Here is a 19,101-nt window from a genome sequence, read left to right on the forward strand (position 1 = left end):
ATCAGGGAGGACTAATATGACAGGAAATAAAAATGACTTATTAGTAGAAAAACGTGAAGAGTTATTGAAAGTATTGCAAGCTCGTTTTGAGAAAAACATGAACCGCCATGAAGGTCTTGAATGGGCTAAAGTTGAAGCGAAGATAGAAGCTAATGCTGAAAAATTATGGTCACTTAACGAAATGGAAGTAACTGGTGGTGAGCCGGATGTTATTGGTTATGATGAAGAAAAGGACGAATATACTTTCTATGATTGTTCAAAGGAGAGTCCTAAAGGCCGCAGAAGTCTTTGTTATGATCTTGAAGCGTTAGAATCAAGAAAAAAGCATAAACCAGAAAATAACGCTATTGATGTTGCCAATGCTATGGGCATTGAACTATTAACGGAAGAACAATATCGGGAATTGCAACAACTTGGAGATTTTGATATGAAATCATCGAGTTGGGTACAAACACCTTCAGATATTAGAGAGCTTGGTGGTGCTCTATTTTGCGATTATCGCTTTGGACATGTTTTCGTGTACCACAATGGAGCAGACTCTTACTATGCTGCCAGAGGTTTTCGTGGTTCGTTAAAAGTTTAAATTAGGATAAATAAGAAAAAGAGCCTATATTCAGGCTCTTTTTCTTATTTATATTTTAAAAGTAAATTGTTACTACGCAGTTTTACTTAATTTATATATTCCGTGGTTGTTTTTACGGAAAAGTTTAGGGAAAACATAGCCATCTAATCCAATACGTCCAGCGTTCTGCCCTGCAACTAAAATGAACATAGTCAAAATAAGCAGGTTTGGGTTTACACTAACAGTTCCGCTTAATAAAAATGAAAGATTCATTATGATTCCGAAAAATGCAGCTGTTTTTGTTAATCCGCCTAAAATTAAACCTAGACCTACTAAAATTTCTCCCCATTGAACTAAAAAGCTAAATAGGTCTGCGTTTGGAAGGACAAAATGTTGAAGGAAATCTGCCCACCAACTTTGTACTGCAGGGTGGTCCCCTGATGCTTGAGCAATAGCACCCTTTAGAAAGCCACTTGCGTCAAAAGATTGTCCGAAGACTTTGCCTATCCCAGCAGCGAACCATGTATATCCTATGTAAAGCCGTAAAAGTAATAATATGAAAGTAGCACGTTTATCAGTTCTTAAAAAATTGATAACCATTGAAATCCCTCCAATATTGTATTTACACGTTTATTATATATCCAATGTGAAAAGATTCACAATGGAGAGAATGTGAACAAGGATAGGTTGTGAATAATTGTTTTATTTTTTGTAACATTTTATCTGCTTTGATAAACTAAGAATAGAGATATATGTAAAGGAGACAAAGACTCAATATGTGGATGAACTTGTAATGATTAGAAACTACTAGATAGATAAATTTTGCTCTCATAAGCGAGGGTTTATTTAGTTATCTGTAAATCATTCAAGGAATGCATATTTGGCTTGTACATCCCTTTTATAAGGATAGGTGTCTATTTTATGTATCTGTCTTTTTTGTGGGAAAGTTTATATCTCTTATATAAAATATGCGTCCTTTAAACTTGGAGGAGTATATGATGAACCAATTAAAAAATAAAGTAGCAGTTATTACAGGGGTAAGTCGTCTAGATGGTATAGGGGCAGCGATTTGTAAAGAATTAGCTGAATCAGGATACGATATATTTTTTACGTATTGGACAGCTTACGATAAAGAGATGCCTTGGGGCGTTGATAAAAATGAACAAATACAATTAAAAGAAGAGTTACTAAAAAACGGTGTTAAAGTATCAAGTATGGAGTTAGATTTAACTCAGAATGATGCACCAAAAGAGCTTATAAATAAAGTTACTGAACAATTAGGGTACCCTCATATATTAATTAATAATGCAGCATATTCTACGAATAATGATTTCTCTACGTTGACTGTTGAAGAATTAGATAAGCATTATATGGTAAATGTTCGTGCGAGTACCCTGTTAAGTAGTCAATTTTCTCGGGGATTTGATAAGAAATCTGGTGGTAGAATTGTTAATATTACTTCGGGGCAATTTCAAGGTCCTATGGCAGGAGAACTAGCTTATGCGACAACGAAGGGAGCTATTGATGCTCTTACTAGTACGTTGTCAGCAGAGGTAGCTCATTTAGGAATAACAGTGAATGCAATTAATCCAGGACCAACCGATACAGGATGGATGACTGAAGAGATAAAACAAGGGTTAAAGCCGATGTTTCCTTTTGGCAGAATTGGTGAGCCAAGGGATGCAGCTAGACTCATTAAATTTCTAGTAAGTGAAGAAGCCGAGTGGATTACTGGGCAAGTTATTCATTCAGAAGGTGGATTTAAAAGATAAAAAAGAAGGCATCTCACCAGGGTGAGATGCCTTCTTTTTTAATCTTTCTTCAATCTTCGTGCAACACCATTCCCTAAAGACTGTAATCCTTGAACGAGGATAATTAAAATAAAGACAGTTGCATACATTACTTCAGGCTCGTAGCGTAAATGTCCGAAGCGGTATGCTAAATCCCCTAGCCCGCCAGCACCTACAAGGCCAGCCATTGCTGTTGCGCCGATTAAGCCGATCGTTGCGATTGTTAATCCGAGTACAAGGGAGGGACGTGCTTCTTTCACCATAACGTGCCAAATGATTTTTATAGTAGAAACGCCCATCGCTTGGTAGGCTTCAATGACACCGCGATCGACTTCTAGTAAAGCTGTCTCCATTAAACGTGCGATATAAGGGGCTGTGAAGACGACAAGCGGTACGATAACACCTTGCACGCCAATGGACGTTCCCATTAGAAACTTTGTAAAAGGTAAGATGAAGAATAATAGAATGATAAATGGAAGAGAGCGAATGATATTAATAATTGTATTAAGAATAGGATAGATGATTTTATTTTCACGTTGCCCACCAGGTCTCGTTAAAACAAGTGTGACGCCAAGTGGCAGTGCAATAAGGATCGAGATGAGTAATGAAATAGATGTCATTTGAAATGTTTGGATTGTTGCTTCCCATATGACTTTACCCCATTCATCCAAAAAGGACTTGTTTCCCATAGTCTGTTCTACCTCCTTCTACGATGATTTCTTGCCCTTGTAAAAATGATAAAACACGGTGGATTTCATTTTGTTCCCCTTGCATATGAACGACTAGTTTCCCATATGTTTCATGTTTTAACTGCGTAATATTACCGGATAAAATATTCGGATACACTTGGAAACGTTTTGTGGCAACGGCTAAGGCAGGTTCCCCTGAAGTAGTGCCAATAAATGAAAGTGTTACAATTTCTCCAGTACTTTGTAGTTCTTTCTGTACCTCTTCTGGAATTTTCGCTGCAAATGCGCTATTTACAAATTTCTTCGTTGTTACATGTTGTGGGTTTGTGAAAATATCTTTTACAGTCCCACTTTCGACTACAGATCCATGTTCCATAACAGCAACGCGGTCACATATACGCTGGATGACATTCATTTCATGTGTAATGAGTAAAATCGTAATTCCGATTTCTTCGTTAATCTTTAATAACAAATCAAGGATAGAATCGGTTGTTTCGGGATCTAATGCGCTCGTTGCTTCATCACTTAATAACACTTCAGGTTCATGTGATAGCGCACGAGCAATTGCAACACGCTGTTTTTGACCACCAGAAAGTTCGCTTGGATACGCATCTTTTCGATTAAAAAGATCGACAATGCGTAAATACTTTTCTACTCTTTTTTCAATTTCTGCTTTTGGAATGCCAGCAAGCCGTAACGGTAATGCGATATTTTCATAAACGGTAACAGTTTTAAGTAAATTGAATCCTTGGAAGATCATTCCGATTCTTTGTCTCGCTTTTGCTAGTTCTTTTGTCGATAATGTTGTTAAGTCTTGTTGGTTTACAATGATATTTCCTGTCGTTGGTTTTTCTAATAAATTTACACATCGAATCAATGTACTTTTACCAGCGCCACTATACCCAATGATTCCAAATACCTCGCCTTTTTCTACTTTAAGGGAAGTAGACTTAAGAGCCTCAACATTCCCTTTTTTTGTTGTAAATACTTTGGATATGTTTTGTAATTCAATCATTATCGTCAGCTCCTACCAAGATGGTAAAACTGAACCATCAAATTTTTTCTCGATAAACTCTTTTACTTCCTTAGACTGATAAGCTTTCTTTAATTTATTTACAACGGCATCATCTTTATTTTCAGTACGAACAACGACCCAGTTCACATATGGTGAATCTTTTCCTTCGCGGAAGATAGAATCTTTCGCTGGACTTAATTTTGCACCTAATGCAAAGTTTGTGTTAATAGCAGCTGCTTTCACTTCACTTAGTTGTGTTGGTAATTGAGATGCCTCTAATTCGACAATCTTTAATTTTTTTGGATTTTCAATTACATCTTTTGCAGTCGCTTTTTCTGTAGCCTTCGGATCAACTTTTAAAACCCCTGCTTTTTCAAATAATTTTAAAGCTCGAAGTTCATTCGTTGGGTCATTTGGTACAGCAATTGCGTCGCCCTCTTTTAAGTCTTTTACATCTTTTATATCTTTAGAATATACGCCCATAGGGAATGTTACTGTTGAAAATACTTCAGCTAATTTCATATTGCGTTCAGCTTTAAATACATCTAAATACGATTTCGTTTGGTAGCTATTTACATCAAGGCTTTTTTCATCTAAAGATACGTTTGGCGCTACATAATCATTAAATACTTTTATATCAATTTCGAGACCATCTTTTGCTGCAACTTCTTTTACCTTTTCAAAAATTTGTTCATGTGGTCCACCTGTTACACCGACAGTAATCTTTTTCTCGTCTAATGCTTTTACCTCTTTATCTGAACTCACGCTACATGCGCCTAATAATAATACTGCTCCGCTTACAATGCTTAATAATACCTTTTTCATCTATAAATCCCCCTTCATATACGTTCCAAAATAAAAAGCACCTCCCAAAAATAAGAGAGGTGCCGAATAGACGAAATAGATTCCTCTCTTATCTTCCAAAACGAAAACTCGTTTTGCAGGAATTAGCACCTTAGCTTATACGTCATAAGCTCGGTTGCCGGGCATCATCGGGCCAGTCCCTCCGCCACTCTTGATAAGAGTATGTGTATGTAGTTTTGAATATGGTACTAATAGTAAATCTTACAAAAAGAATTGTCAATAATATTTTCAGAATATATTTTATTTTAAGGTAATCGAAACGTTCCCCTTTTTATGTCCTTTTTCTACATATATATGAGCTTCAGCAATTTCTTCTAATCGGTAAGTTCTATCAATAACAGGTTTTAGCTTTTCTGTTTCAGCTAGTTGTTTTAGCAGGTTCATATCTTCTTTACTGACCTTTGCCATCATTCCGTTCACAGATACATATTTTCCATTAGGCATTAATGCATCTGTACAAAGAGACTTTTTATATTTTCCAACTGCATCAAATATAATATCGTAGTGCTCGCCCCGCTTAGTAAAATCTTCTTTCATATAATCAATTACGTTGTCTGCCCCTAAAGTTGTTACTAAATCGAAATTCGAACTACTACAAATGGCTGTGACAGTCGCCCCGAAGTATTTAGCAAGTTGTATGGCAGCTGTCCCTACTGACCCAGAGGCGCCATATATAAGTACTCGTTGCCCTTTTTTTATCTGTCCTTTTCTAAGGAAGTGCAATGCTGAAGTTCCGCCGAAAGGAATAACGGCAGCTTCTTCATATGTCACATTGGTAGGTTTTAATGCTATTAATCCACTTTCATGCACGCATGTGTATTCCGCATAACCACCAAGGTTTAGTTCTGTTAATGCAAAAACTTGATCTCCTTTTTTAAATTGTGTTACATCTGTTCCAATGTCTTCGATTTCACCGGATAACTCTACGCCAAGTATAGGTTTTCTCGGTTTTCTGAAACCTAATATGATCCGCATAGGAATCCAAAATAAGAGTGGGCTATTAAAGCCACGTATTCTACAATCTCCAGTCGATACACTTGTTGCGTGAATTTTAACTAATACTTCATTTTTTTTAGGTTTAGGCTTTTCTACATTTTGAAGCTGGAGAACATTAGGTGGTCCGTACTTTGTACAAATAATCGCTTTCATAATGACCTCCTGAAATGAGTTGTTATTATTTACATCATATTTAAACTTTTTCTCAAACATGTTGTTATATAGGAAATAAATTTAAAGATAAATATTACGAATTATATAGATTTCATAGGAAAAGAGATGATATTATTTTTGGGAAGGAGGGGACGTTATGAAAAAACTTATTTTAATTTCAAGTTTAGTACTTGCAGTCGGTCTAGGAGTAGGGTGTAGTAATGAGAAAACAAAAAAGACTGACGAACCGAAAAAAGAAGCTGTGCAGAAAGAAAAGGAATTAACAGCGAAGGATGTTTTTAATAAAGCGAATGAAGCTTTTAAAAACGAAGAAAATGTAACGATGACATATGATGTGGGAATAAAGGCTGAAGGAACAGAGATGAATGTAATAAAGGCTAAAATGCAACTAGAGCCGAAGAAAAAAAATTCTCGTTCTGAAATGAATGTTTCTGGTACAGAGGTTGTTGTTTATGATGTGGGTGGCAAAATTGCTGGTCAGTTAAAAAATCCTAATACGGGTGAAATTATGTCTGTACCAGAGGAACAATTGAATGCTAACGGAATGAACGCGACTCAAGGAATGGTAGATAATTTAGAGATTCCATCGGAAATTTTAAATAAAGTGAAGATGGAGAAAAGTGGAGATAATTATAAGCTGAAGTTTGCATTAAAAGGGCAAGAGACAGAGAGTATGTTAGCTAGTATGGATGAAAAGCAGAAACAAATGCTACAAGGCCAAAATGCAAAGATAGAAGAAATAGATGGGGAATATATTATTACAAAAGATTTTAAATATGAATCAGCAAAGATAGATATGGTTATGAGTAGCAATGGTGAGGATAAAGCGCACATTATTACGGATGCAAAGTTTACATCGTATGATAAATTTGATCCAATACAATTGCCAGCAGCAAAGTAATCACTGTCAAGAGAGGTACCTGAAAGAACGGGTATCTCTTTTTGTTGCTAATAAGGAGAGTGTCCTTTGAAAAAAAGAAAGATAGCAGTGGTCATTGTCGCATATACGGTTTTGCTTGCAACGTCTGTACATACGTATAAAAAACAAATTGATCATCCTATTATGAGTGATGTAGGTAAATTGCTTCCGACAAAAATAAAACGTGTTGAAAGTGCTACGGAAGAGCACTCGTTAATAAAATTAGTGCGAGATGCAAAAGTTTCAGGAGAGAAAATTTCCATTGCAGGCATGCAACATAGCCAAGGAGGACAGACATATTATCCGAATGGCACGATGCTCGATATGAAAGGATATAATAAAATATTAGAATTTGATCCAGAGAAGAAGCGGATTACAGTTCAAAGTGGTGTCACCTGGAATGATATTCAGAAGAAAATAAATCCTTATGGCCTTGCGGTACAGGTCATGCAGTCTCAAAATATTTTTACTGTTGGCGGTTCATTAAGTGTAAATGTACACGGGCGTGATATTCGTCATGAGGCACTGATTGATACAGTAGATTCATTTAGATTGTTAATGGCAGATGGCACGGTACGTAATGTAAGTAGAGAAGAAAATGCAGAGTTATTTCCATATGTCATTGGGGGTTACGGTTTATTTGGAGTTATTTTAGATGTGACGCTGAAGTTAACAGATGATGAATTATATGAAATGCACACGAGAATGATAGATTATAAAGAATACGCATCTTATTTCAAAGAGAAAGTGAAAAGAGATGAGAATGTTCGTATGCACTTAGCGCGTATTTCTGTTGCTCCAAATTCATTTTTAAAAGAGATGTATGTGACAGATTATACTTTGGCACAAAATCAAAATATGAGAGAAGAGTACAGTGAATTAAAGGAAGAAAATATTATAGCTGCACCGAAATTTTTACTTGGTTTATCACGTTATAGTGATTGGGGAAAGAATACATTTTGGGATATACAAAGAGGTTATTTTGAACGTACAGATGGAAATTATGAGACGCGTAATAATGTTATGAGATCAGATAGTGCTTTTATGGAATATGAAAATCCAAATAGGACCGAAGTGTTACAAGAATACTTTGTGCCTATAGATGCTTTCACAGAGTATATAGATGATTTACGTAACGTATTAAATGAAGAAGAGTTTAATTTACTCAACATTACGATTCGTTACGTGGAAAAGAATGAAAATGCAGTTTTGTCCTATGCGAAAGATGATATGTTTGCGCTGGTTCTTTTGATTAACCAGGGACGCTCAGAGAGTGAGATAAAGAAAACAGAGGATGTCATTCGAAAGATGATTGATGTTACTTTAAAGCATAATGGTAGTTACTATTTGCCGTATTATTCTTATCCAACGAAAGAGCAGTTAAAGAGGGCATATCCTCGCATTGAAGAATTTCTCAAGAAAAAGAAGGAAGTAGATTCAGAAGAGAGATTTGTGAATTTATTTTATAGGGAGTATACGAAATGACATATAGAAGATTTGTGGCTTCGCAAAGTATCATCATGATGGCAGGAAGTATGGTATTTCCTTTTTATATATTATTGCTTCGAAACGTTGGAAATAGCTTCTCGCAATTTGGCTGGGCGTATGGCTTATTTGCTTTAACATCAGCACTTGTATATCCACTAGTGGGAAAGGTATCTGATCAAGTAGGGGATAAAAAATTATTAATCATATACGCTTGGTCCATGGCAATCTTAATGCTTTGCTTTCCAATTGCCACGGAAGTTTGGCATGTGTATATTCTTCAAATTGTAATGGGCGTTTTAGGTGCTGTGCAGCGTAATACTGAGAAGACTTCGTTAGCACGAAAGGTTGCGCAGGAAAAGGCTGGTTATGAGATTGGAAAATACCATGTGTGGACATCCATTGGCGGAGCAGTAGCGGTTATTGCCACGGGATATTTAGTAGATTTCTTTACAATTGGTACAATTTTTTATATTGCATCTATTTTATATGTAGTGAGCGGGATTGTATTAAGTAGTAAAAAAAAATAACTATTCCTATTTTCACCTTAATACCCTTTATTTGTTATACTAAAAGGGAATACAAAAGAAAAGGGGACAGTGCCTTTGATGAAATTTGTAGTTTTAGCTATTCTTACTTTGTTTTTGATTCCATGGACAAGAAGTAGTAGTAAGCTTCGAGCAGTGGATAAGAAGGGAGATAAGAAGGTTGTAAAGGGTAAGAAATCATCTATTTTAGTTATTCCTGTTTTATTTTGGATAGGTATTGCAATCTATGAATACTTTTGGCTAATTGATGATCGAGTAGATTCGATTCTTACTCATTATTCTGTTGCAGTAGCAATTTTAATTGGGCTTGTTTTATTTTCACAAGATCAAATAGGGAAATTAGAAGGTACATTAAAAGGACTTCTAATGTTTATTTTACTCGCAAGTTACGGCTACTTTGGTTATTTGCACGATATAGTAATCTCGCAAAAGAAATATGATTCTGTTGTTAAGGTAGAGAAAGATATTTCAGAGCCATTTACTGAAAATGACCAGCCGTTTACAGTGCCGCCAAAGACAGCGGAGAATAAGATGAAAAAAGTATTTGGTGATATTCCAAAAGTAGCTTATTTTGAGCTAGGAGAATTAACGCCACAAATGGTAAACGGCGAAGCTTTATATGTAGCGCCGATTGAAGTTTCAGGTTTTTTTAAAGCACGTAAAGCTGAGACAATTCCAGGGTATGTAACGATGTCAGGTACGAATCCTGATGCGGAAGCGAAACTGCACCTCGGTTATAAAATGAAATATGTGCCAAGCATGTTTTTTGGTAATAATTTAGAGCGTGTGGTAAGGCAAGCAGAACCAAATTTAATCTTTAAAGGAAAACCTAAATTTGAGGTTGATGATAAAGGAAAACCATATTATACAATGACGTATGGTGAATTTATTTCAGGAAGATCTGGATTTGAGGTAGAAGGTGTTGTCGTAGTAGATGCACAAACAGGTGAAGTGAAAAGATATGATAAAGGAAAGGCACCTAAATTTGTTGATGGTGTATTAAATCATGAGACTGCATCTACGTTAAATACGTACTTTGGTAAATATATTCACGGATTTTGGAATACGAAATTTTCACAAACAGATATGAAAATTCCGACTGAGTGGGGAACGAAAGAAGGCGTGACCCCGATTTTTGGTAAAGATGGAACACTGTATTATTTTACAGACTTTACTTCTCCAAAAGAAGGAGTAGATTCAGCTCTAGGCTATTCATTAGTAGATGCACGCACAGGCAAGCTATATTATTATAATGGAAAAGAAGTAAAGGGGATTATGGATGGTTCAGCAGCTACAGAAGTAGTGGATAATTCCTTTAAGAGAGAGAAATGGCATGGGACAATGCCTGTCATTTATAACGTATACGGTAAACCAGCTTGGATTATTCCGGTTGTTGATGACGGAGGCCTAGTACGTGCGCATACAGTTGTATATGCTGCTAATGCAAAAATATTTGCGACAGGTTCTTCGCAGAAAGAAGCGCTTGAGAATTATAAAAACGTAATGAGCGGTAATGGTGATACATTTAGACCAACCTCAACAGGAAAAGAAGCGCAAAAAGAAGGTATTGTACAACGTGTATATAAAGAAAAATCTGGTGAAAATACAATCGTGTACGTACTTTTAGAGAATGAACAAAAGGTATTTATGATACCAGTGAAGAAATTTCCATATGCTATGTTTACAGAAGTAGGAGATCCAATTCAAATTACATATTTAGATACGGGAGAGACGATGGCCTCGGTATCTAAATTTACGAATAGCAATGTGAAAAAGTAAAGCGGTAGAATTTCTATCGCTTTTTTTACATTATGAAAGAGGAAAATGCACTGTACTTGACGTATGTTTATGATGTAACTATAATTGTTACGATTCAGTGTGTATAGGAAAGGGTGAATTGAAAAAGTGAATGAAGTTAATCACGAAATATATAAACCTGTAAAGGCAAACAGGTTGTGGATGATTCTTGTATTAGGGACACTTACGGCAATTGGGCCATTATCTATTGATATGTATTTGCCTTCATTACCGAAGTTAACGGATGACTTGCAAACAGGTGCATCCCTAGCGCAGCTTACATTAACAGCTTGTTTACTTGGGCTTTCAGTAGGGCAATTATTTGTTGGCTCAATTAGTGATATTTACGGAAGACGCAAACCACTTATTATTGCTCTTATTATTTATGTTGCTTCTTCTTTACTTTGTGCTGTTGCGCCATCTATTTGGACATTAGTATTATTGCGCTTCCTACAAGGAGCTTCAGGATCAGCCGGGATTGTTATATCACGTGCGATGGTAAGAGATATGTACTCAGGTTCTGAAATGACGAAGTTTTTCTCACTGCTTATGTTAGTAAACGGAGCAGCACCTATTTTGGCACCGATTATTGGGGGGCAATTGTTACAGTTTACAACGTGGCGCGGTGTTTTCATCGTTCTTGGAGCAATTAGCGTATTCATGTTAATCTCAGCTACTTTTGTATTACGTGAAACATTACCTCCTGAAGAAAGAGAAACGGGTGGTTTGTCAGGGACTTTGGCGACGTACGGAAAATTGTTAAAGGACCGTCTGTTTATGGGATATGCATTGTCACAAGGATTAGTAACAGCGGCAATGTTTGCATACATTTCGGGCTCACCATTTGTGTTGCAGAACATATACGGAGCATCACCACAGCAATTTAGTTTATTCTTTGCGATTAACGGCATCGGTATTATTATTGCTAGTCAGGTAACGGGTCGTTTAGCGGGGAAAGTGAATGAGAAGACATTATTTGTTGCGGGTATTATTATCGCAGCTGTTGGTGGTCTATCTTTACTACTGACAATCGTACTAGGAATAGGTTTAATTGGTGTTTTATGTTCGTTATTCCTTGTTGTATCAAGTGTCGGGGTTGTATCAACAACTGGGTTCTCATTAGCGATGAGAAATCAGAAACAAGCTGCAGGAACAGCATCAGCTTTATTAGGTTTATTACAGTTTATTTCAGGAGCTCTTGTTGCTCCGCTAGTAGGTATCGGTGGAAGTAATACAGCATTACCGATGGGTATTGTTATTGCGCTTTGTGAAGTAGGAGCAGTGTTATGTTATCTATTTATGGCCAGAAGAAGTGAGAAACAGTTTGAACTGCAACAAAAACAAAATCTAGAGGCTTAACAAAAAAGAACTGATTCAAAGGGAATGTTTGAATCAGTTCTTTTTTCATTTCTTTGAAATACCTCATACAGTTTTGTAAGGTGATGTAGTAAAGCATTGCAAAAATTATTTGTATAAAGTGACGATACTGTGACAAACATGTTGGTATATATATTACGGTGTCGTCTTAAGTGTAAAAAGTAGGATGTTCTCGGTATAATAACAAGTGGAGATAAAAGAAACTATAATGAGTAATAGTTGTAGATAAAAGGAGAAGAAGAGATGAAGAAGGTTTTGGGTATTGCCGTAATGGGAGGAATGCTCCTTCTAGCAGGATGTAATGGAAATAAAGATACGAAAGAACCGAAAGAAAAGGTAGAGCAATCTACAGAACAAACAGAAGAGATGAAAGAATACCGTGCAGTACATGAAAAATACGATACGAAAATGAATAAAGAAATTAATAAAGCACTGCAGTTATTTGAAGTAGCAAAAGAAAAGGGCGGTAAGGAAATAACGACTGCTACATATAAAGAAGATGTGCAAAAGGTAACAACGAGCATGTTAGAAGATATTGATCATATACGTAAAGAAATTCGTGTGCCGAAGTCGAAAGAGCAAGAACATGAAGTATATGTTGGTTTCTTGAATGAATCGGAGCAAGCAATGAAAAAATTACAGAAGTTAGCTAAAGAAGAAGATTCATCGTTGATTCGTGATATAGAAATTAATTTTGCAACAGCATCAACATACTATAAACGTTTTCAAGCAGAAATGAAAAAATAACCTTGCCTGTGCAAGGTTATTTTTTCTTCTTACTACCGCCTACCTCTTTATTTTATTTCTCTTTTGTATTCTTTTTTCGTTCCATCAGAGAAGACAACTTCTAAATCAAATTTTTGATAGTCTTTATCAAGTTTGAACACGTTCACTACTTGATCGATTACTTCTTGGTCAGCAGTATTTTTATCAAATTTTAATTCTTGTAAGAGTGGGCTTAATTTTGTGATAGCCTCGTCTCCTGTTAATTTTACATCTGCTTTATGATCTTCAATTTTTGCTTCCATTTTCTTATCAGCTGCTACATTTTTATAGTCTGCTTCGTAGTCTTTCTTTGTATCTTGGTAGTCTGCCTTTAAATCGAATTCATTGAAGTTTAGTTTTAAATCTGCAGGAGCCTCATTTTTTGCTTCTTCAGTCGTCTTTTTATTAGAAGTTGTGTCTTCTTTTGCAGGAGCTTTACATCCTGTTAATGCAGGTACTAGCATAAGAGCTAATAAAACTGATAGTAGAATTCTCATTATAAATTCCTCCTTATGTAAATTCGTTCTATACAAGTTTTTCCCAAAAACATGTAATTATGTATGTGTTGAAAATAAATTATTATTCTGTAGTTGCAAGGGCTAATCCGCAATTTAAATCAAAAAAGATTTGTATGTATATGGTAAATTGAAGTTGTGAGGAGGGGCTAAAATGCATGAAGAATATAAAGAGATAATAAAAAAATCAATTGAATATATAGAGAATCACTTACATGAGGAGCTTACAACAGAAAGAGTGGCATCTCACAGTGCAGTATCGATGTACCATTTTCATCGCATCTTTCAAAGATATGTTGGGATGAGTGTAACAGATTATATTCGAAAGAGAAGGTTAACTCATGCTGCGCAAGTTTTAGTGTCAACGGAGAGAGCTGTTATTGATATTGCAGTGCAATACGGTTTTTCCTCACAAGAGGCATTTACGAGAGCTTTTAAAAGAATGTTTCAATTGCCACCAAAGAAATATCGAAAGTACTTTCAGTCATTTTATATAGAAAGAGAGGGTGTTTCAATGCAAAAAGGTATACCGAAAGGATGGATCTTAAGTGGAAGTCATCCTGCTGAATATGAGATGGGTTTAGATTATGAAGTTGTCCATCAGGGGAAAGTATCTGCATACATAAAAGCAAAAGAGAATGTTACGCACGGAGGATTTTCAACATTAATGCAAATGTTCCGAGCGGATAAATATGTAGGAAAGAGATTACGTTTTACAGCATTTATTAAGAGTGAAAATGTAAGAGATTGGGCAGGATTGTGGATGCGAGTAGATGGAAAAGATACAGAACCGCTCGCTATGGATAATATGCAAAATCGCCCCATTAAAAATACGAATAACTGGCAATCGTACTCGGTTGTATTAGATATAAAAGAAGAAGCACTTGGTATTGCATTTGGTGTTTTATTATCAGGAGAAGGTTGTGTGTGGCTAGATAGTATTCGATTTGATGAAGTAGATGAAAAAATTCCTTCAACAGATTTGGCAGAGAACTTTTATGAAACACTTTTAGAAGAGCCAGTGAATCTACAATTTGAAGAAGTAGAAAAATAAAAAACAAGGAGAAAAGATATGCTCAAATATGTAAAACTAATAAGTATTAGTTTAGTAATATCGTCTTGTATTATGGGAATTAATTATTTAGTTAGCTATCTTTGGTCAGGGCATATACCTTCTTTGACGTGGAGAACATATTTGATGTTTGTGTTTATATTTATGATGAGTTTTGGTTCAATGCAAAAAGAAGGAAAAGAGGATTATTGACAATAGTCTTCTTCGCCTTTCTTTCATTAACACAAATGTTTGTAACTGTTTTTGGAGATGCAGGTATGATTTTCAATATCATCTCACTATCGTTACAACTTGTAAGTTTGGGTGTAATTGTACCACATGAAATGCTTTCTAAAACATATCAAACAATCGGTGAATTATTTCCTGCAATATATGCAGGAAATGGCTATTATACAATAATATTTGGAGGAGTTAGTTTAGAAAGAAATATTATTTCATTATTAGTTATTGTATTGGTTATACAATTAGTAGCAGGTATGATTTTAGCTATAAAAGGAATGGCAAAGGGAAGAGGAAGCTCTGTAGTTAAAGTTGTATAAAAGTAAAAAGGTATCCTTCATGGGATACCTTTTACTTTTGTTACTTTGCAACTTCTGTCCACTTGTAGTTAAACTCACCACCGAAGTCAGTTGTTACAAGTCCTTTAATGAAAGAGCGTTGTAAGTAAGAACGACCTTGTTGGTATAAAGGAGCGACAGCGCCGTCTTGTAATAGAATTTTTTCAGCTTGCTTCATTGCTTCAAAGCGTGCTTTTTCATCGCCAGCTAAATCTGTTTTCACTTTATGAATTAGCTCATCGTACTCTTTGTTAGAGTATTTATCGAAGTTATAAGCACTATCTGTTGTAAATAGATCTAAGAATGTAATTGGATCAGCGAAGTCAGGGCCCCAGCCGTCAATACCAATTTCATAGTCTCCACTTAATAGTAGTTTTAGCTGTTGTTTACGTGGTTGTGGTTTTAAATTCACTGTTAATCCGTCTAAGTTTTTTTCTAATTCACCTTTTAAATATTCGCCAGTCTTTTTAGCTAAAGCATTGTCACTTGTTAATAGTTCGATTGTTACTTTGTCAGTACCAAGTTCTTGTTTTGCTTTTTTCCAGTTTTCTTTCGCTGTTTTCACATCATCCTTGACTAGATTTCCATTTTCTTTACGGAAGTCGTTGCCTTCTGGGCTCTTTGCGAATTTCGCAGGAACCATTCCTTCAGCTGGAACAGCGCCGTTATTTAAAATTGTTTCTACGTAAGCTTTTTTATTCATTGCGCCGTTAATAGCAAGGCGTGCATGTTGATTTTTTAATGTTTCATTTTTCTGATTTAGTCGTAAGAATTGAATGCCGACTTCAGCGCGTTCCTTGAAGTTTGGATCGCTCTTATATTTATCAACAAACTCTGCAGTTAAAGCAACGCGATCAATTTGTCCTGAATCATATAAGTTCACTTCTGTAGACTTATCTTTAACGACATTGAAGTTGATTTCTTCTAATTTTACCGTTTTAGCATCCCAATAGTTAAGGTTTTTCTTCAATTGGAAGCTTTGTTCATGTTTCCAGTTCTCTAATGTGAAAGCACCGTTGTAAATTAAATGATTTGTTTCCAAACCATATTTATCACCTTGAGATTTTAAGTACTCTTCATTAATTGGTAAGAATGTTGAGAATGTCGTTAAGCTTAAGAAGTAGGGAACAGGACGGTCTAGTTGTACTTCTAACGTTTTGTCATCGACAGCTTTGACCCCTAGTTGATCAATTGGCAATTGTTTTTGGTTTATTTGTTTCGCATTCTTTATATCGAAGAATAAGAATGCGTATTCAGCTGCTGTATCAGGATTTACGGCACGTTGCCAAGCGAAGGCAAAGTCCTTTGCTGTAACAGGAGTACCGTTTGACCATTTTGAATCACGCAGATGGAATGTATATTTTGTTTTATCGGGACTAATGTCAACCGACTCAGCGACACCAGGAACCGGTTTATTATCTTCTCCCATTGCATATAACCCTTCAAAAACATTGCGCATTACGTTCATGGATTCCCCATCCGTTGCTTTTGCAACATCCATTGTTGGAATTTCTGAAGCGAATGATAAGTTAATTGCCTGTTTATCAGGTGCTTTATCGTTTGCTTTCGCTCCGCTTGCATTATCTTTATTTCCCCCGCAAGCAGTTAGTAATAGACTTGCCCCTAAAACAGATGCAACAACAGGTATAACTTTTTTCTTCATTGTTCGTTCCTCCCTAAATGTGTTGTTCGTAACGTCATAATGTCCATGTCTGAAGTAGCTATAGAAGGAGATAAAACCTATTATAAATATTTGTTTATAGGTAATCAGGTGTTCTATATGTATATACATGTTGATCTATAATCTATCGTTATATGTTTCAACGTAGTAGACATTATATTTTGATGGTGAAATATTTCGTTTCTTTGATTATTTAGAATATTAACACTGAAAAGAACTATATGTCAATAATAAAAATAGATTGTTAATTTCTTAGAATAATATATTGAAAAAGCAGATTCTCATGTGTGAGAGAACCTATTTTAAATATATTTTGCTAAAAAAACAATTGGTGTGGGCTAATAATAAGTGGGGATGAAGAAACCCCCACTTATTAAAGTTTCACTTTATTTTTCAATTTTTGCCCACTTGAAGTTTAATTGACCTGCAAAGTCTACTTGCACAATTCCTTTCACATAAGAACGTTCTAAATAAGATTCGCCTTTTTGGTAAAGAGGAGCGATAACAGAGTCTTTAAATAATATTTTCTCGGATGCTAGTAATGCTTCCCAGCGAGCTTTTTCATCACCAGCTAAAGTTGTTTTCACTTTTGCTATTGTTTCATCGAATTCCTTATTAGAGTAATGATCTAAGTTATAAGGGTTATTCGTTGTAAATAGCTCAAGGAATGTAATTGGATCCGCAAAGTCAGGGCTCCAGCCATCAATTCCGATTTCATAGTCACCTTTTAATAAAAGCGAAACTTGTTGCTTACGCGGTTGCGGTTTTATATTTACTGTTAATCCATCTAGATTCTTTTCTAGTTGTCCTTTTAAGAATTCACCAGTTTTCTTATCAAGGTCAGCATCACTCGTTAATAATTCTAATGCTATCTTTTCAGAACCAAGCTCTTGTTTAGCTTTTTTCCATAACTCTTGTGCAGATTTTGTATCAACTTTTGTTAAATCGCCATTTGCAGTACGGAAGTCTTTTCCTTCAGGTCCTTTTGCAAAGTTTTTTGGAACGAGACCAAATGTTGGTGTAGATCCATCATTTAATAACGTATTTACAAAGGATTTTCTATCAATTGTTTGATCAATTGCTTGGCGTGCAGAAACGTTTTGAAGCACTTTGTTTTGTTGATTCATACGTAAAAATTGTACGCCTACGTTTGGACGTTCTTTAAAGTTAGCATCTTTTTTATATTTATCGACGAAGTCAGATGTTAGTTTTATACGATCTAATTGTTTTGACTCGAATAAATTTACTTCTGTTGATTTTTCTTTTACGACGTTAAAATTGATTTCTTCTAGTTTGACAGTATCTTTATCCCAATAGGTAGGGTTTTTCTTGAATTTAAAGCTTTGTTCGTGCTTCCAATCGCTTAGTGTAAAAGCTCCGTTGTACAAGATTGTATTATCTTCTAAAGCGTACTTATCACCTTGTGCTTTAAAGAATTCCTCGTTAATGGGTAGAAATGTTGGGAACGCTGTTAAGCTAATAAAATACGGAACAGGACGCTCCAATTCTACCTCAAACGTATGGTCATCAACTGCTTTTACACCAAGTTGGTCGGCTGGAAGTTCTTTGTTGTTAATTTTTGTTGCGTTTTTAATATCAAAGAATAGAAATGCATATTCAGAGGCTGTTGCTGGATCTACGGCTCTTTGCCAAGCGAACACAAAATCTTTAGCTGTAACAGGAGTGCCGTTTGACCATTTTGAATCTCGCAAATGGAATGTGTATTTCGTTTTATCGCCACTTACTTCATGAGATTTTGCAACACCAGGAACAGGTTTGTTACCTTCACCAAGATTATACAAACCTTCAAATACGTTTCTCATTACTTGACCAGAATCAGTATCTGTAGCACGAGCCGTATCCATTGTTCGTATTTCAGTAGGTGAAGATAAGTTTAAAATCTGTTTACTAGGTGCCTCGTCTTTTGCATTTGCTCCGCTTGCTTCGTTTTTATAACTACCGCAACCAGTTAATAAAATACTTACTCCTACAACTGATGCAATACCGGGTACAAACTTCTTTTTCATTTAATTTTCCTCCTAAATAATTAAGTTTGGATGATGATGAGGGAAATGAAAAATAAAAAATCCCTCTTTTCATATTGAGAAAGAGGGATTTTCACGTACAAGTTATGCACCCGTATATAAACGAAGTCCCTCATTCTATCTTTCAAGCATAAAGCTTGCAGGAAGTGGCACAGTATTCAAAATGAACCTGTTGCCGAGGTTTCAAAGGGCCAGTCCCTCCACCTCTCTTGATACAATGAGTAAACGAATAAATTTTATTAATTTTTGT

At 35.6% G+C, this 19,101-nt stretch carries 19 protein-coding genes and 2 riboswitches; of the genes, 11 read left to right on the top strand and 8 right to left on the bottom strand.

Annotated features, from left to right (window positions below):
- The first annotated feature begins 16 nt into the window (after positions 1–16).
- Positions 17–583, top strand: coding sequence for a DUF4256 domain-containing protein (locus tag MHB52_RS01100; protein ID WP_000147389.1), 567 nt, complete (start codon positions 17–19; stop codon positions 581–583).
- Positions 584–655: 72 nt separating this feature from the next.
- Here the strand turns inward: MHB52_RS01100 and MHB52_RS01105 are convergent, their stop codons facing one another.
- Complete coding sequence (locus MHB52_RS01105) at positions 656–1,162, bottom strand: DoxX family membrane protein (RefSeq protein WP_000236358.1); 507 nt, start codon at positions 1,160–1,162, stop codon at positions 656–658.
- A gap of 395 nt (positions 1,163–1,557) precedes the next feature.
- Here MHB52_RS01105 and MHB52_RS01110 point away from each other — a divergent pair, with 395 nt between their 5' ends.
- The gene (locus MHB52_RS01110; protein WP_001987627.1) at positions 1,558–2,334 is read left to right on the top strand and encodes an SDR family oxidoreductase; all 777 of its coding nucleotides are present in this window, start codon (positions 1,558–1,560) and stop codon (positions 2,332–2,334) included.
- Between the two features lie 38 nt (positions 2,335–2,372).
- Here MHB52_RS01110 and MHB52_RS01115 read toward each other — a convergent pair whose 3' ends face one another.
- From MHB52_RS01115 to MHB52_RS01130, 4 genes are all read right to left on the bottom strand, one after another.
- Positions 2,373–3,041, bottom strand: coding sequence for a methionine ABC transporter permease (locus tag MHB52_RS01115; RefSeq protein WP_000527151.1), 669 nt, complete (start codon positions 3,039–3,041; stop codon positions 2,373–2,375).
- A complete protein-coding gene (locus MHB52_RS01120) occupies positions 3,016–4,056 on the bottom strand; it encodes a methionine ABC transporter ATP-binding protein (protein WP_061663588.1) in 1,041 nt (346 codons plus the stop codon). The genes MHB52_RS01115 and MHB52_RS01120 overlap by 26 nt, the downstream gene beginning before the upstream one ends.
- Positions 4,057–4,068: 12 nt before the next feature.
- Complete coding sequence (locus MHB52_RS01125; protein ID WP_000756992.1) at positions 4,069–4,881, bottom strand: MetQ/NlpA family ABC transporter substrate-binding protein; 813 nt, start codon at positions 4,879–4,881, stop codon at positions 4,069–4,071.
- 85 nt (positions 4,882–4,966) lie between these two features.
- Positions 4,967–5,081: riboswitch (SAM riboswitch) on the bottom strand.
- 79 nt (positions 5,082–5,160) lie between these two features.
- Complete coding sequence (locus MHB52_RS01130) at positions 5,161–6,069, bottom strand: NAD(P)-dependent alcohol dehydrogenase (protein WP_000643864.1); 909 nt, start codon at positions 6,067–6,069, stop codon at positions 5,161–5,163.
- 157 nt (positions 6,070–6,226) lie between these two features.
- On the opposite strand from MHB52_RS01130, the gene MHB52_RS01135 reads away from it, so the two are divergent.
- The 6 genes from MHB52_RS01135 (at position 6,227) to MHB52_RS01160 (ending at position 12,963) form a co-directional block, all read left to right on the top strand.
- Positions 6,227–6,991, top strand: coding sequence for a DUF6612 family protein (locus MHB52_RS01135; protein WP_000733612.1), 765 nt, complete (start codon positions 6,227–6,229; stop codon positions 6,989–6,991).
- Positions 6,992–7,057: 66 nt separating this feature from the next.
- Positions 7,058–8,494 (top strand): FAD-binding oxidoreductase, encoded by a 1,437-nt coding sequence (locus tag MHB52_RS01140; protein WP_061663589.1) that lies wholly within the window; start codon positions 7,058–7,060, stop codon positions 8,492–8,494.
- Positions 8,491–9,024, top strand: coding sequence for an MFS transporter (locus MHB52_RS01145; RefSeq protein ID WP_061663590.1), 534 nt, complete (start codon positions 8,491–8,493; stop codon positions 9,022–9,024). Before MHB52_RS01140 ends, MHB52_RS01145 begins: the two co-directional genes overlap by 4 nt.
- Positions 9,025–9,102: 78 nt before the next feature.
- The gene (locus MHB52_RS01150; protein WP_000674048.1) at positions 9,103–10,821 is read left to right on the top strand and encodes a DUF3981 domain-containing protein; all 1,719 of its coding nucleotides are present in this window, start codon (positions 9,103–9,105) and stop codon (positions 10,819–10,821) included.
- A gap of 117 nt (positions 10,822–10,938) precedes the next feature.
- Entirely contained in the window at positions 10,939–12,198 is a 1,260-nt protein-coding gene (locus MHB52_RS01155; RefSeq protein ID WP_223153447.1) for a multidrug effflux MFS transporter, read from the top strand.
- Positions 12,199–12,459: 261 nt separating this feature from the next.
- Positions 12,460–12,963, top strand: a complete 504-nt coding sequence (locus MHB52_RS01160; RefSeq protein ID WP_000756518.1) for a hypothetical protein — start codon at positions 12,460–12,462, stop codon at positions 12,961–12,963.
- Between the two features lie 47 nt (positions 12,964–13,010).
- Here MHB52_RS01160 and MHB52_RS01165 read toward each other — a convergent pair whose 3' ends face one another.
- Positions 13,011–13,478, bottom strand: coding sequence for a YusW family protein (locus tag MHB52_RS01165; protein ID WP_001221553.1), 468 nt, complete (start codon positions 13,476–13,478; stop codon positions 13,011–13,013).
- 172 nt (positions 13,479–13,650) lie between these two features.
- On the opposite strand from MHB52_RS01165, the gene MHB52_RS01170 reads away from it, so the two are divergent.
- From MHB52_RS01170 to MHB52_RS01180, 3 genes are read left to right on the top strand one after another with little or no spacing between them, the layout of a single operon-like run.
- Entirely contained in the window at positions 13,651–14,550 is a 900-nt protein-coding gene (locus MHB52_RS01170) for a helix-turn-helix transcriptional regulator (RefSeq protein WP_000544203.1), read from the top strand.
- Between the two features lie 18 nt (positions 14,551–14,568).
- Entirely contained in the window at positions 14,569–14,760 is a 192-nt protein-coding gene (locus tag MHB52_RS01175) for a hypothetical protein (protein ID WP_000922547.1), read from the top strand.
- Positions 14,757–15,107, top strand: a complete 351-nt coding sequence (locus tag MHB52_RS01180) for a hypothetical protein (protein WP_016118996.1) — start codon at positions 14,757–14,759, stop codon at positions 15,105–15,107. Before MHB52_RS01175 ends, MHB52_RS01180 begins: the two co-directional genes overlap by 4 nt.
- A gap of 40 nt (positions 15,108–15,147) precedes the next feature.
- On the opposite strand, the gene MHB52_RS01185 is transcribed toward MHB52_RS01180, so the two are convergent.
- Positions 15,148–16,788 (bottom strand): peptide ABC transporter substrate-binding protein, encoded by a 1,641-nt coding sequence (locus MHB52_RS01185; RefSeq protein ID WP_023520842.1) that lies wholly within the window; start codon positions 16,786–16,788, stop codon positions 15,148–15,150.
- A 404-nt stretch (positions 16,789–17,192) separates the two neighbouring features.
- Positions 17,193–18,833 (bottom strand): peptide ABC transporter substrate-binding protein, encoded by a 1,641-nt coding sequence (locus tag MHB52_RS01190; RefSeq protein WP_061663591.1) that lies wholly within the window; start codon positions 18,831–18,833, stop codon positions 17,193–17,195.
- Between the two features lie 132 nt (positions 18,834–18,965).
- A riboswitch (SAM riboswitch) is annotated at positions 18,966–19,070 on the bottom strand.
- Positions 19,071–19,101 lie beyond the last annotated feature (31 nt).

It is taken from the genome of Bacillus sp. FSL K6-0073 (assembly GCF_038006085.1).
Lineage (GTDB): Bacteria > Bacillota > Bacilli > Bacillales > Bacillaceae_G > Bacillus_A > Bacillus_A cereus.

What these genes read in the sequence shown, in the direction of transcription:
- MHB52_RS01145 (WP_061663590.1), top strand. Translation starts at nt 8,491, where the DNA reads ATGACATATAGAAGATTTGTGGCTTCGCAAAGTATCATCATGATGGCA.
- MHB52_RS01120 (WP_061663588.1), bottom strand. Translation starts at nt 4,056, where the DNA reads ATGATTGAATTACAAAACATATCCAAAGTATTTACAACAAAAAAAGGG.
- MHB52_RS01150 (WP_000674048.1), top strand. Translation starts at nt 9,103, where the DNA reads ATGAAATTTGTAGTTTTAGCTATTCTTACTTTGTTTTTGATTCCATGG.
- MHB52_RS01185 (WP_023520842.1), bottom strand. Translation starts at nt 16,788, where the DNA reads ATGAAGAAAAAAGTTATACCTGTTGTTGCATCTGTTTTAGGGGCAAGT.
- MHB52_RS01175 (WP_000922547.1), top strand. Translation starts at nt 14,569, where the DNA reads ATGCTCAAATATGTAAAACTAATAAGTATTAGTTTAGTAATATCGTCT.
- MHB52_RS01170 (WP_000544203.1), top strand. Translation starts at nt 13,651, where the DNA reads ATGCATGAAGAATATAAAGAGATAATAAAAAAATCAATTGAATATATA.
- MHB52_RS01135 (WP_000733612.1), top strand. Translation starts at nt 6,227, where the DNA reads ATGAAAAAACTTATTTTAATTTCAAGTTTAGTACTTGCAGTCGGTCTA.
- MHB52_RS01115 (WP_000527151.1), bottom strand. Translation starts at nt 3,041, where the DNA reads ATGGGAAACAAGTCCTTTTTGGATGAATGGGGTAAAGTCATATGGGAA.
- MHB52_RS01190 (WP_061663591.1), bottom strand. Translation starts at nt 18,833, where the DNA reads ATGAAAAAGAAGTTTGTACCCGGTATTGCATCAGTTGTAGGAGTAAGT.
- MHB52_RS01130 (WP_000643864.1), bottom strand. Translation starts at nt 6,069, where the DNA reads ATGAAAGCGATTATTTGTACAAAGTACGGACCACCTAATGTTCTCCAG.
- MHB52_RS01100 (WP_000147389.1), top strand. Translation starts at nt 17, where the DNA reads ATGACAGGAAATAAAAATGACTTATTAGTAGAAAAACGTGAAGAGTTA.
- MHB52_RS01165 (WP_001221553.1), bottom strand. Translation starts at nt 13,478, where the DNA reads ATGAGAATTCTACTATCAGTTTTATTAGCTCTTATGCTAGTACCTGCA.
- MHB52_RS01160 (WP_000756518.1), top strand. Translation starts at nt 12,460, where the DNA reads ATGAAGAAGGTTTTGGGTATTGCCGTAATGGGAGGAATGCTCCTTCTA.
- MHB52_RS01105 (WP_000236358.1), bottom strand. Translation starts at nt 1,162, where the DNA reads ATGGTTATCAATTTTTTAAGAACTGATAAACGTGCTACTTTCATATTA.
- MHB52_RS01110 (WP_001987627.1), top strand. Translation starts at nt 1,558, where the DNA reads ATGATGAACCAATTAAAAAATAAAGTAGCAGTTATTACAGGGGTAAGT.
- MHB52_RS01125 (WP_000756992.1), bottom strand. Translation starts at nt 4,881, where the DNA reads ATGAAAAAGGTATTATTAAGCATTGTAAGCGGAGCAGTATTATTATTA.